Below are 11,770 nucleotides of genomic sequence, written 5' to 3'. Positions count from 1 at the left end.
CAGCTCCGTCACCACCCCCAGGTCGGGGTCGGCGGCCAGCAGCGCCGTCACCGCGGGCGGCAGATCCGGGCAGGCGGCGAGCCGCTCCCTGAGCGCGGGGTCCGGGTGCCGGGCGAGGAGCCGCGGCCACCCGGGCAGGCCCCGGCCCTCGTCGAGCAGGGTGACGGCGGCCCGCGGCCGGGCCCGCGGGTCGACGTCGGCGGCGTCCAGCCTGCCCCGGCGGGCCAGCGCGACGGCGAAGGCCTCGTGGTGCGCGGCCAGGGCGAGGACCTGGTCGCGGCTCAGGTCCTCGCGGTCCTCCAGGTCGAGGTACGGCGGATCCTCCCCGCCGCCGGGGGTGCGGACGGCGAGGGCGACGAGCCGGGCCAGCAGGTCGGGCGGCAGCGCCGGGTTGGCGGCCAGACCCTGCAGGACGGGGTTCAGCGGGTCGGCTCCGCTCACCGCTCGCCGCCCGGGTGGCGTTCCAAGGGGGTTGCTACCGCCGAGTTGCTCACACTGAAGGTGACGCTCCCGGCCCGGTAGCGGTCGTCGGACCATTCGATCGGGCGTCCCGCGCGGGTGGCCGAGACGTGGCGTTGGCGCAGCAGCGGGCTGCCGCGCCGGATCTCCAGCAGGCGGGCGTCCTCGCTGCCGGCCGGGAGGGCGTCGATGAGGTGCTCGCCGTAGTGGGCGGTGATCCCGGCGTCCGCCGCCAGGCTGTCCATCACCGAGCGGCAGTCGGCCGGAAGGGCCTCGACGGCCGCCGCGACCCAGTCGGCGTACGCCGTCCGCTCCACCATCGTGGGCTCCCCGTCCAGCAGCCGCAGCCGCAGCACGGCCAGCACCTCCGTACCCGGTGCCAGGGCGAGCCGCTCCGCCTCCTCCGCCGTCGCCGGCCGCCGGGTACGGGACAGGAACCGGCTGCGGGCCTCGTGCCCGACCCCCTCGGCCCACTGCGCGAAGCTGTTCAGCTCCCCGAAGCTGTGCCTGCGCTCGTGGCGCAGGACGATCCTGCGGGCGCCCTGGCTGGAGCCGATCAGCCCCTCGGCGGCGAGGGTCGCGACGGCCTGGCGGACCGTGCCGCGCGAGACGGACCAGCGGGCCGCGAGGTCGCTCTCGGAGGGCAGCCGGGCGCCCACCGGGTACTCGCCCGACAGGATCGCCGCCCGCAGGGCCTCCGCGATCTCCAGATACCGGACCGTTCCCATGCCGTTCGCCCCCTGATCGCCGTGTGCTCCTGATCGACTCATGATCATCCCAGCAGGTTCTGTCACGACTTCTTCCGGCCATTCTCGGGTCTTCGTCGAGCCGTGCTCCGCGGTCCAGCCGCCGTTCACCGCCCGGACAGCCGGTCCGGGCGAACTGGAGCCAACTTGTTCAGACAAGTGATGCCTGACAAGTGAAACCCCCTTCGTCTCCGGGAGAGACCGTGTTCAGTTCCTCCGCCCGTCGCGGTGCGGCCGTTCTGCTCGGCGCCGCGATCCTCACCACGCTCAGCGCGTGCGGCGCCGCTCCTGACCAGCCCGCCGCGGGCACCGCGGCCGACGGCGGGGCCAAGGCCCAGCCGGCCACCGCCGCCTCGGTCGCCGACCTCGGCGGCATGGAGGCCCTCGTCGCCGCCGCCGAGAAGGAGGGCAAGCTCAACGTCATAGCCCTGCCCCCGGACTGGGCGAACTACGGCGAGATGGTCAAGGCCTTCCAGGCCAAGTACCCGAAGGTGAAGATCTCCAGCGAGAACCCGGACGCCTCCAGCTCCGACGAGATCGCCGCCGTCAAGACCCGCAAGGGCCAGGACCGCGCCCCCGACGTCCTCGACCTCGGCATCGCCTTCGCCCGCAGCGGAGCCGCCGAGAACCTCTTCGCCCCCTACAAGGTCACCGCCTGGGACAGGATCCCCGCCTCCCAGAAGGACGCCGACGGCCGCTGGTACAACGACTACGGCGGCTACGTCTCCATCGGCTGCGACGCCGCGAAGATCCCCAACTGCCCGCAGACCTTCGCCGACCTGCTCAAGCCCGAGTACAAGGGGAAGGTCGCCCTCAACGGCAACCCGACCAAGTCCGGCTCCGCCTTCGGCGGCGTCTACGCGGCCGCCCTCGCCAACAAGGGCTCCTTCGCCGACATCCAGCCCGGCATCGACTTCTTCGGACAGCTCCGCAAGAGCGGCAACTTCATCCCCGTCGAGTCCACCCCGGCCACCGTCGAGAAGGGCGAGACGCCCATCTCCATCGACTGGGACTACCTCAACGCCGGCTACGCCGAGCAGTTCAAGGGCAAGGGCGTCGACTGGAAGACCATCGTCCCCACCGACGGCGTCTACGCCCAGTACTACTCGCAGGCCATCAACAAGGACGCCCCGCACCCGGCGGCCGCCCGCCTGTGGATGGAGTTCCTGTACAGCACCGAGGGCCAGAACATCTGGCTCAAGGGGCACGCCCGCCCGGTCCTGCTCCCCGGCATGACCCAGGACGGCACCGCCGACAAGGACGCCGTGACCAAGCTCCCGCAGGTCCAGGGCACCCCCTCCTTCCCGGCCTCCGCCGAACTCGACAAGGCCAAGGCCACCCTCGCCGAGAAGTGGGACAAGGCCCTCAGCTGATGTCCGCCCCCACCACCCCCCTCGCGACGGGGACCGCCGGCGGCACCACCCCCCGCCGCCGGCGGCGCGGCCCGCGCACCTGGCTCGCCGCCCTCCCCCTCCTCGCCTTCACCGGCCTCTGCTTCGGCATCCCCCTCGGCGCCATCGCCTTCGGTGCGGTCACCCGCACCGACCCGGCCACCGGCTCCACCGCCTTCACCGGCGAGCACCTCGCACGCTCCCTCCAGGGCCCCTACCTCGGGTCCCTCACCGGCAGCGTCCAGCTCTCCGCCCTCACCGCCCTCCTCGGCGCGGTGCTCGGCGTCCTGGTCGCGCACGCGGTGGCCACCTCCCGCTCCACCGCCCTGCGCTCCGCGGCGCTGACCGCCTCCGGCGTCCTCGCCAACTTCGGCGGAGTGCCGCTCGCCTTCGCCTTCATCGCCACCGGGGGGATCTCCGGGGTCGTCACGCAACTCGCCGACCTCACCGGCCTCGGCTGGAACCTGTACTCCTTCACCGGCCTCACCGTGGTCTACCTGTACTTCCTCATCCCCCTGATGGTGATCGTGACCGTCCCCGCACTGGACGGGCTGCGCCCCCAGTGGCGCGAGGCCGCCCGGAACAACGGGGCGAGCACCTGGCAGTTCTGGCGCCACGTCGGCCTGCCCGTCCTCGCGCCCTCCCTGCTCGGCGGGTTCGTCCTGCTCTTCGGCACCGCCTTCGCCGCCCACGCCACCGCGGCCGCCCTCGTCGGCGGCTCCGTGCCCCTGGTGCCACTGAAGATCGCCGACGCCCTCTCCGGCAACGTGCTCACCGGCCAGGAGAACGTGGCGCTCGCCCTCGGCCTCGACATGATCCTGATCGCCGGCCTGGTCATGGCGGTCTACCTGCCCCTCCAGCGACGGAGCGCCCGATGGCTGCGATGACCGAGACCGCCCCGCAGACGTACGCGGCCCAGGGGGCGGACGCCCGCCGTCGCCCCCGGCCGCGCGTCTGGCGCGGAGCCGTACTCGCCCTCGCCGGCGCGTACTTCCTGCTCCCGCTCATCGCCTCCTTCGTCTTCACCGTCCACGTCCCCGGCCAGGGGATCACCTTCGAGGCGTACACCCGGCTGCTCGGCGCCGAGGGCTTCACCGAGAGCCTGCTGCTCTCCCTCGGCCTCGCCGCCGCCACCATCGCGCTGTGCCTGCTGCTCGCCGTGCCCGCGCTGATCGCCGTACGCATCGGCTCGCCGAGGCTGCGGCCCGTCGTGGAGGTGATGTGCACCCTGCCCCTGGTGGTGCCGCCCATCGCCCTGGTCACCGGCATCACCACCGTGCTGCGCTGGGGCCCCGAACACCTGTCGCGGACCCCGCTCTACCAGACCTTCCTGGCCGTGCAGAACGAGAAGTTCCCCGTCGTACTGGTCCTCGCCTACACCGTGCTGGCCCTGCCCTTCGTCCACCGTTCCCTCGACGCGGGCCTGCGCGCCGTGGACGTCCCCACCCTGGTCGAGGCCGCCCGCAGCTGCGGCGCGAGCTGGCCCCACGTGGTCCTGCGGGTGCTGCTGCCCAACCTGCGGGCCTCGCTGGCCGGCGCGGCCTTCCTCACCCTGGCGCTGGTCCTCGGCGAGTTCACCATCGCCTCGCTGCTCGGCTTCAGGCCCTTCGCGGTGTGGATCGTCTCCGTCTCCGGGGCCCAGGCCCGGATGTCGGTGGCCGTCTCCATCCTCAGCCTCCTCGTCACCTGGCTGCTGCTGCTCGCCCTCTCGCGGGCCGGTACCACTGCGTCCACCGCGGCCGCCGCCCCCGCCACCTCCCGCAAGGAGCCCTGACCCACATGTCCACCACCCTTCCCGCGACCGGGAAGCCTGCCGGAACCGAAGCCGCCGCCGAAGCCGCCGCGGAAGCCGCCGCCGAGGCCGCGGCCGCCGGGGGCGCCCGCGTCGAGTTCCGCGGACTGCGCCGGGCCTTCGGCACCACCGTCGCCCTCGACGGCCTCGACCTCACCGTCGAACCCGGCGAACTCCTCGCCCTGCTCGGCCCCTCGGGCTGCGGCAAGACCACCGCCCTGCGCGTGCTCGCCGGCTTCGAACAGCCCGACTCCGGCGAGGTCCTGGTCGACGGAGCGGACATCACCCGGGTCCCGGCCAACCGCCGCGACGCCGGGATGGTCTTCCAGTCGTACAGCCTCTTCCCCAACCTCAACGCCCGCGAGAACGTCGCCTTCGGCCTGCGCGTACGCAAGGTTCCCGCGGCCCGCCGCCGCGAACGGGCCGCCGAACTCCTCGACCTCGTCGGCCTCCCCGAGCACGGCGACCGCTACCCGCACCAGATGTCCGGCGGCCAGCAGCAGCGCGTCGCACTCGCCCGCGCCCTGGCCCTGCGCCCGCGCGTGCTGCTCCTCGACGAACCGCTCTCCGCCCTGGACGCCAAGGTGCGGGCCGGCCTGCGCGAGGAGATCCGCAGGCTCCAGCTGTCCCTCGGCATCACCACGGTGTTCGTCACCCACGACCAGGAGGAGGCCCTGTCCATGGCCGACCGGGTCGCCGTGCTCAACGCCGGGAAACTGGAGCAGTGCGCCGCGCCCGCCGAGCTGTACGAGCGGCCCGCGACCCCCTTCGTCGCCGAGTTCGTCGGCACCATGAACCGGATCCCCGGCCGGCTCACCGGCTCCGGTGACGTCGAGGTCGCCGGCGTCCGGCTGCCGGTCGACGGCCCCGCCCCCGTCCCGGGGACGTCCGGCGTGCGGGTGCTGGTCCGCCCCGAGAACCTCACCGTGGCCGCCGACCCCGAGGGCGGGGCCACCGTGGTCTCGGCCTCCTTCTTCGGCGCCGTCACCCGCCTCCACCTCGACCTCGCCGACGGCACCCGGGTCAAGGCCGACCTGCCGTCCCGGGAGGCCGCCGAGCTGGCGCCCGGCGCGCGGGCCCGCGTACGCCCGGTCGAGCGGCCCGTGCTCGTCGAGGCGGGCACCGCGTGAGGGCGGCGCCGGCCGCCGTCCTCTTCGACATGGACGGCACCCTCGTCGACACCGAGGTGCTGTGGTGGCGGACCACCGAGGAGACCGCCGCCCGGCTCGGGCACCCGCTCGGACCGGCGGACGCCCCCGAAGTCGTCGGCCGCGCCGTCGAGGACACCGCCGCGCACCTCGTTCGGACCGCCGGAGCCGGCGCCCCGGCAGCCGGGGCCGTGGCCGCCGAACTCACCGAGGGGTTCTTCCGCAGGGTCGCCGCCGGAGCTCCCGTCCGCCCGGGTGCCCTGCGGCTGCTGACCGCCCTGGAGGCCGAGGGCGTGCCCTTCGCCCTGGTCAGCGCCTCACCCAGGCTGGTCGTCGACCAGATCGTGACGGGCGCGCTGGCCGGGGTGCCCTTCGCCTTCACCCTGTCGGCCGACGACACCGACCGGACCAAGCCGCACCCCGACCCCTACCGGGCGGCCGCGGAGCGCCTGGGACTCGCGCCGGGGGAGTGCGTGGCGGTGGAGGACTCCCCGGACGGCGCCGCCTCGGCCGAGGCCGCCGGCTGCCCGGTCCTGGTGGTGCCCTCGCTGCTCGGCGTGCCGTCCTCGCCGGCCCGGACCTTCGCGGCCTCCCTGGAGGAGGTCACCCCGGCCCTGCTGGGCGGCCTCACGCGCACAGCGCGATGAGGTCCACGATGCCCTCGGCGTAGGCCGCCGACACCGAACCGGGCCGGCCCGCGAGGCCGCCGCGCAGCAGCGGCAGGCCGGCCCGGACGTGGGCGGCACACTGGCCGTACAGCCCCGCCTCGTACGGGGTCCCGTCGTCCTCCGAGTTCAGCAGCGCCAGCAGCGTCCACAGCAGGGCCTCGCGGGTCGCCAGCCGGGGCGGCCCGGCCGACCAGACGGCCATCAGCACCGCGCAGGCCGCCGGGGCCGGGGGCCACAGCCGCGACCGGGCGAAGACGTGCCCCTCCAGCGCGTGGTAGGCCGACGGATGCCCCTCGGCCGCGTCCCACAGGGTGCCCTCCAGGTGCCCGGCCGAGCGGCCGCAGCCGCAGACGACGGACTCCCAGTCGTACCGCGCGATGGTCTCCAGCACGGCCCCGGGCACCAGCGGGCTGGTGCGCGGCTGTTCCTTCCCTCTCATGGGGCCCAAGTATGGGATCGGGGCCCGGCCCCGGTCGAGGAGGGTGTTGACGACACCCCTTCCGGCGGGCGGTCCACCGGGACGAACTGCCCACGGCGGGCGGTGTCCCGGTCCGGCCGCTGACCGGCGGCGTCGTCCCGGCCACAGCGGCGGCCGCCGTCCTCCTCACCGGGCGCGGTCGCCGGCCCTCTCGGACGCGCGTCCGGGCAAACCGGCTTGACCTGCCGGAACGCGGCTGGCACGGTCCTCACCGTGATCACCTTCGCCGGCCACGACGGAACCCGCCTCGCCTGCCACGCCAGGGGGGAGGGGACGCCGCTGGTCTGTCTGCCCGGCGGCCCCATGCAGGACAGCGCCTACCTCGCGGGCCTCGGCGGCCTCTTCCCGCACCGCCGCCTGGTCCGCCTCGACCTGCGCGGCACCGGAGGATCCGCCGTCCCCGGGGACCCCGCGAGCTACCGCTGCGACCGGCTCGTCGACGACGTCGAGGCCCTGCGCGAGCACCTGGGCCTGGAGACGCTCGACCTGCTCGCCCACTCCGCCGGCGCCAACCTGGCCGCCCTGTACGCCGCCCGCCACCCCGGACGCGTGGGCCGGCTGCTGCTGGTCACCCCCAGCGTCTTCGCCGTCGGCATCCCCGTCACCGGCGACGAGCGGCTGGAGACGGCCCGGCTGCGCGCCGCGGAGCCCTGGTTCGGCCCGGCGTACGCGGCACTGGAGGAACTCGTCGCGGGCCGGGCCACGGCCGACACCTTCGGGGCCGTCGCCCCCTTCTGGTACGGGCGCTGGGACGACGCGGCCCGCGCCCACCGGGCCGCGGAGGCGGGCCAGAAGAACCAGGAGGCCGCCGCCGCGTACGGGGCCGAGGGCGCCTTCGACCCGGACGCCACCCGCGCGGCCCTCGCCGGACTCGCCGCCCCGGTGCTGCTGCTCGCGGGCGGGTCCGACCTCGCGGCCCCGCCGCGCGCGATGGCCGCGTACGCCGCGCTGTTCCCGAACGCCGAACTCAGCGTCCAGCCGGGCGCGGGCCACTTCCCGTGGCTCGACGACCCGGCCGCCTTCAGCGGCGCGGTCGCCGCCTTCCTCGCTTAGGACCCGTCATCGGGCAGGGGCCGGTCAGGCCGACGGCTCCCAGGATGAGGTCAGGCCGTCGAGCCACGAGGGCGGCAGTTCGGCGGCGTCCCACTCCTCGCGCAGCGCCGACGGCGACGCGGTGAGGCGTTCCAGTACGGCGAGGCTGGTGGGGGAGTGCAGCAGGGAGTAGCGGCCGTGGAGGGTGATGGCGCTGCCCGGCCCGTACCGCTCGTACAGCCGGGTCAGGTGGGGGCGGTGGTCGGCGGCGAACCGGGTGAGGCGGCCCGCGTACCCGGCCCGCTGCCGGGGGCTCATCGTCCCGAGGACGGCGGTGAGCACCTGCTCGGAGACCTCCGGGTCGAGGTCGGAGACGGTGCTGAAGGAGAGGTAGAGCGGCGTCACCGCCACCTTCGCCCGTTCCACCTCCATCCGGCGGACGGGCGGCCAGGCCTCGGGCGAATCCTCCGCCGGACCGGCGCCGACGGCCCGGGCCAGGGCCCGTTCGGCGATCCCGCCGAGTTCCTCGGTGAGGGCGCGGGCGCCGTCGAGCCAGCCCGACGCGTAGAGCTCGCCCTTCCCGGCGGGGGCGGTCCCCGCGGTGTCCTCGGCCTCACGGTGGGCGGCGGCGAGGACCCCGGCCTCGACGAGCCCGATCAGTTCCTCGGCGGAGCCGGCGGGAACCCCCGCCCGGCCGAGGAGCTGGACGATCGTCGTCCTCGCGTTGTGGAGGCTGGCCGGGTCCAGCCGCTGCGGGTCTTCGTCGGCGGGGTGCATGGATTCCTCGTCGTCATGGGTCGCGCCGATGCGAGTCTACGCACACCGCCCCCCGGACCGGCCGTCCTCCGCCCGACCGCCACGGCCGCTACGCCGGCCGTCCGGCGCGGCGCAGGGCCAGGGCGGCGAGGGCCTCGGGGGCGCCGGACTGGCCGCGGATGCCGGGGAAGGCGTTGACGTCGACGATGAGGGGCCCGCCGCCGTCCGTGGCGATGACGTCCACGCCGTACACGTCCAGGGAGAAGACGGCGCCCACCTCCAGGGCGAGTTCGGCCCAGCCGTCGGGCAGCGGGCCGAGCGGGCGGGCCCGCTCCTTCCCGCCGACGGCGAGTTCGGAACGGCGCAGGCCCGCGAAGACCCGGTCGCCGATCACCCACAGCTTGTGGTCCCAGCCGTCGTTGGGGGCGAACGGCTGCACCACGACCGGCTCCCGTTCCCAGCCCGCGGCGGCCAGTGCGCGCAGTTCCCCGGGGCCGTCGACGCGGGCGACCAGGTCGTGCTTGCGGCTGAGCCGGCTCTTGACCACCACCGGCCGGCCGGGCCGGACCTCCGCCTCCAGCCCGGCGAGCGAGGCGTAGGTGCGGGTGGCGGCGAAGGGCAGTCCGGCCCGCAGCGCCAGCTCGGCCATGCCGGTGCGGTCCTGGCAGTGCTCGGTGGCCGCCGCGGAGTTCAGTACGGGCGCCCCGCGCCGTTCCAGTTCCCGGGCGAGGGCCAGGGCCGAGGGGGTCCGCGCCTTCAGCAGGTACACGTCGGCCCGTGCCCCGGCCGCCGCGGCGGGTCCGGCTCCCGGGTCCAGTACCCGTACCTCGTGCTCGGGCGCGAGGAGCGCGGCGGTGGCGGCCAGCAGCGGATGCCCGGCGTCGGGGGTGATCAGGCCGACTCTCACGCGCCGTCCCCCGCCCCGGCCGCCGCCTGCGCGGGAACGGGCACCGGGCGGGCGTACGGGCGCGCCGGCGGGAGGGGCGCGGCGGCCGGGTGTCCGCCGCCCGAGCGGGCGAGGTCCAGTACGGCGCGCGCGACCCGCGCGGCCGCGTCCGGCATCTGGCGGAAGCTCGGGAAGTCGTTCACGTCGACCACGACGGGCCCGTCGGGACCCAGCAGCACGTCCACCCCGTAGAGGTCCAGCCCGTACACCTCGCCCACGCGGGCGGCGATCCGCGCCACCTCGGCCGACAGCGGAACGCGGCGTTCGCGGACGGGGGAGTCCGGGTGCAGCGGGGAGCGGCGCTCGGTGGCGTAGAGCTCCCCGCCGACGCCGTACACCTTGAGGTCGGTGCCGGAGTTCGGGACGTAGGGCTGTGCGACGAGCATGCCCTCGCCGGCGAGTTCGGGCAGCAGCGCGGCGAGCCGGTCGGGCGAGGGCACCAGGTGGACGCCCCGCCCGGAGCTGCCGTCCGCGGGCTTGACCACGAGCGGGTACGCGCTGTCCGGTACGCCCGCCAGGAGTTCGGGCCGGGCGAGGGCGTAGGTGGGCGGCAGCGGCAGGCCCCGGGCGCTGCCGAGGGCGGCGGCCAGCGCCTTGTCCCTCACCCCGCGGATGGAGCGGGCGTCGTTGACGGTGGTGGTGCCCGCGGCGGCCGCGGCCTCCAGCAGGGTGAGCCCGGGGCCGCCGGACACCGTCTTGAGCACCCAGGCGTCGTGCGCGCCGGCCCGGACCAGGCCGTCCATGCGCAGCAGGGAGCCGCCCGGGCGGACCACGTCCACCTGGTGGCCCCAGGCGGTCAGTTGCCGGACGACCTCGTTGGGCATGCCGTCGTGGCGGTAGTGCTCCTCCACCAGGAAGCAGAGCCTCATGGACCTTCCCCGTTTTCCCGGACGTCCGCCGATTCCGTCCGGCGAGTGGTGACGTCACAGGATGCCATGGGATAGCCCCGAAACCGCTCCAGAAGCAGCCTAAGTGGGCACTACTCAACGTGATGTTTATCAAGACCTTTCCTAAACGATCAACAATCCTCTTATAGTTGTGCCCCGTTGCCACAGGAACCTTCTCTTCCATTTACGCCCGGTTTGAGGCCTTGATTGATGACGGCGTCGCCCTCCCCCCTCCGCCCCTCCGCGCTCGCCCTGCTGGTCACGGCAGCGGCCGCGGGTGCTCTGTCCACGGCGGCGGTGGCCGCGGCCCCGTCGGCCGTCCAAACCCCCCTCGCCTGGTTCTCCTTCTCCGGCTCGCTGCTGCTCGCGGTCGCCGCCGGCGCCGTCACCTGGTGGGCGCGCAGCGCCCGGGAGCTGCGCGGCCGCCTCTCGCACCTGACCGGCGAACTCCGCACCCGTGAGGCCTACATCGCCCGGCTGACGGCCGACGGCGCCCGCGACGCGGCGGCCCGCACCGCCGACCACGACCGGATCACCACCGCCCACGCCGCCGAGGTGGAGCGCCTGATCACGGCCCACACCGCCGAACTGCACCACCTCACCACGGCCCATACGGCCGAACTGCACCACCTCACCACCGCCCACGCCACCGAACTGGACCGGCTCGCCGCCGCCCAGCAGGCCACCCGCGAACGGCTCGGCGAGGAGTTGCGCCGCGCCCGCTCGGGCCGGGCCGCCGCCATGGCCGCCGCCGCCAACGCAGCCGGCCGGATGCAGGCCCTCGCCACCGGAATGCTGGCCGACCTGCGGGAGATGGAGCACCGGCACGCCGACGAGGAAGTCCTCGGCGACCTGCTCCACCTCGACCACCGCACCGCCCAGGCGGGCCGCCTCGCCGACTCCATCGCCGTCCTCACCGGAGCCCGCTCCGGCCGCCGCTGGGCCAAACCCATCGTCATGGAGTCCATCCTGCGCGGCGCCATGGGCCGCATCGGCGGCTACCAGCGGGTCCGGCTGCACTTCACCAGCGAGGCCGCCGTCGCCGGGCACGCCGCCGAGGGCGTCATGCACGCCCTCGCCGAACTCCTCGACAACGCCGCCAACTTCTCGCCGCCGAACGCCGAAGTCCACGTCTACGTGGAGGAGGTGCCGGCCGGGGTCGTCATCACCGTCGAGGACAGCGGCCTCGTCATGAGCGAGGTCCAGCTGCGCCGCGCCGAACAGGCCGTGACCGCCGAGTCCCTGGACCTCGCAGGGCTCTCCGGCACCCGCCTCGGCCTCGCCGTCGTCGGCCGCCTCGCCCGCAAGCACGGCCTGACCGTCTCCTTCCGCCCCTCCGCGCGCGGCGGCACCGGCGCGCTGATGATGATCCCGGAAGAGCTGATCAGCCACGCCCCCGCCGAACCCCTGCCCGCCCCGGCCCTCCTGACTTTTCCCTTTTTTTGGCCCCCGCCCCCGCCCGGGCGG

General features: G+C 75.0%; 12 protein-coding genes and 1 pseudogene. 7 read left to right on the top strand and 6 right to left on the bottom strand.

The features are described from left to right. Both SSNG_RS41740 and SSNG_RS03410 read right to left on the bottom strand, forming a co-directional pair. Positions 1 to 441: pseudogene (locus SSNG_RS41740) on the bottom strand (hypothetical protein); the annotation flags it as partial. Then, complete coding sequence (locus tag SSNG_RS03410) at positions 438 to 1,187, bottom strand: GntR family transcriptional regulator (protein ID WP_007262396.1); 750 nt, start codon at positions 1,185 to 1,187, stop codon at positions 438 to 440. The gene SSNG_RS03410 and the pseudogene SSNG_RS41740, both read right to left, overlap by 4 nt. Positions 1,188 to 1,444: 257 nt before the next feature. Here SSNG_RS03410 and SSNG_RS03405 point away from each other — a divergent pair, with 257 nt between their 5' ends. The 5 genes from SSNG_RS03405 to SSNG_RS03385 are packed head-to-tail and all read left to right on the top strand — an operon-like array spanning position 1,445 to position 6,183. After that, on the top strand, positions 1,445 to 2,578 hold the full coding sequence (locus SSNG_RS03405; protein WP_007262395.1) for an extracellular solute-binding protein: 1,134 nt from the start codon (positions 1,445 to 1,447) through the stop codon (positions 2,576 to 2,578). Further along, positions 2,578 to 3,483: an ABC transporter permease subunit gene (locus tag SSNG_RS03400; protein WP_007262394.1), complete on the top strand. Its 906-nt coding sequence runs from the start codon at positions 2,578 to 2,580 to the stop codon at positions 3,481 to 3,483. The genes SSNG_RS03405 and SSNG_RS03400 overlap by 1 nt, the downstream gene beginning before the upstream one ends. Beyond that, positions 3,471 to 4,370 carry an ABC transporter permease subunit gene (locus tag SSNG_RS03395; protein WP_042800474.1) on the top strand — a complete coding sequence of 300 codons (900 nt, stop codon included), beginning with the start codon at positions 3,471 to 3,473 and terminating at the stop codon, positions 4,368 to 4,370. The genes SSNG_RS03400 and SSNG_RS03395 overlap by 13 nt, the downstream gene beginning before the upstream one ends. A 5-nt stretch (positions 4,371 to 4,375) precedes the next feature. Next, positions 4,376 to 5,518: an ABC transporter ATP-binding protein gene (locus SSNG_RS03390; RefSeq protein ID WP_007262392.1), complete on the top strand. Its 1,143-nt coding sequence runs from the start codon at positions 4,376 to 4,378 to the stop codon at positions 5,516 to 5,518. Beyond that, on the top strand, positions 5,515 to 6,183 hold the full coding sequence (locus SSNG_RS03385; RefSeq protein WP_007262391.1) for an HAD family phosphatase: 669 nt from the start codon (positions 5,515 to 5,517) through the stop codon (positions 6,181 to 6,183). Before SSNG_RS03390 ends, SSNG_RS03385 begins: the two co-directional genes overlap by 4 nt. On the opposite strand, the gene SSNG_RS03380 is transcribed toward SSNG_RS03385, so the two are convergent. Beyond that, positions 6,164 to 6,643, bottom strand: coding sequence for a hypothetical protein (locus SSNG_RS03380; RefSeq protein WP_007262390.1), 480 nt, complete (start codon positions 6,641 to 6,643; stop codon positions 6,164 to 6,166). The two genes, SSNG_RS03385 and SSNG_RS03380, sit on opposite strands and share 20 nt — an antisense overlap. A gap of 252 nt (positions 6,644 to 6,895) precedes the next feature. Between SSNG_RS03380 and SSNG_RS03375 the strand changes: the two genes are divergently transcribed. Next, positions 6,896 to 7,735, top strand: a complete 840-nt coding sequence (locus tag SSNG_RS03375; protein WP_042800472.1) for an alpha/beta hydrolase — start codon at positions 6,896 to 6,898, stop codon at positions 7,733 to 7,735. 24 nt (positions 7,736 to 7,759) lie between these two features. Here the strand turns inward: SSNG_RS03375 and SSNG_RS03370 are convergent, their stop codons facing one another. The 3 genes from SSNG_RS03370 to SSNG_RS03360 form a co-directional block, all read right to left on the bottom strand. Beyond that, complete coding sequence (locus SSNG_RS03370) at positions 7,760 to 8,491, bottom strand: hypothetical protein (protein WP_007262388.1); 732 nt, start codon at positions 8,489 to 8,491, stop codon at positions 7,760 to 7,762. An 88-nt stretch (positions 8,492 to 8,579) separates the two neighbouring features. Further along, entirely contained in the window at positions 8,580 to 9,377 is a 798-nt protein-coding gene (locus tag SSNG_RS03365; protein WP_007262387.1) for an alpha-L-glutamate ligase, read from the bottom strand. Continuing rightward, positions 9,374 to 10,285, bottom strand: coding sequence for a 30S ribosomal protein S6 modification protein RimK (locus tag SSNG_RS03360; protein WP_050779534.1), 912 nt, complete (start codon positions 10,283 to 10,285; stop codon positions 9,374 to 9,376). The genes SSNG_RS03365 and SSNG_RS03360 overlap by 4 nt, the downstream gene beginning before the upstream one ends. A gap of 228 nt (positions 10,286 to 10,513) precedes the next feature. Here SSNG_RS03360 and SSNG_RS03355 point away from each other — a divergent pair. After that, positions 10,514 to 11,770 (top strand): ATP-binding protein (locus SSNG_RS03355; RefSeq protein ID WP_050779533.1); only part of this gene is annotated, 1,257 nt, incomplete at its 3' end.

The organism is Streptomyces sp. C (genome assembly GCF_000158895.1).
Classification (GTDB): Bacteria; Actinomycetota; Actinomycetes; order Streptomycetales; family Streptomycetaceae; genus Streptomyces; species Streptomyces racemochromogenes.
This window is presented reverse-complemented; position numbering and strand designations above follow the sequence as displayed.

Excerpts from the sequence above, each read along its gene's own strand:
- SSNG_RS03400 (WP_007262394.1), top strand. The coding sequence starts at position 2,578 with ATGTCCGCCCCCACCACCCCCCTCGCGACGGGGACCGCCGGCGGCACC.
- SSNG_RS03395 (WP_042800474.1), top strand. The coding sequence starts at position 3,471 with ATGGCTGCGATGACCGAGACCGCCCCGCAGACGTACGCGGCCCAGGGG.
- SSNG_RS03370 (WP_007262388.1), bottom strand. The coding sequence starts at position 8,491 with ATGCACCCCGCCGACGAAGACCCGCAGCGGCTGGACCCGGCCAGCCTC.
- SSNG_RS03410 (WP_007262396.1), bottom strand. The coding sequence starts at position 1,187 with ATGGGAACGGTCCGGTATCTGGAGATCGCGGAGGCCCTGCGGGCGGCG.
- SSNG_RS03390 (WP_007262392.1), top strand. The coding sequence starts at position 4,376 with ATGTCCACCACCCTTCCCGCGACCGGGAAGCCTGCCGGAACCGAAGCC.
- SSNG_RS03360 (WP_050779534.1), bottom strand. The coding sequence starts at position 10,285 with ATGAGGCTCTGCTTCCTGGTGGAGGAGCACTACCGCCACGACGGCATG.
- SSNG_RS03380 (WP_007262390.1), bottom strand. The coding sequence starts at position 6,643 with ATGAGAGGGAAGGAACAGCCGCGCACCAGCCCGCTGGTGCCCGGGGCC.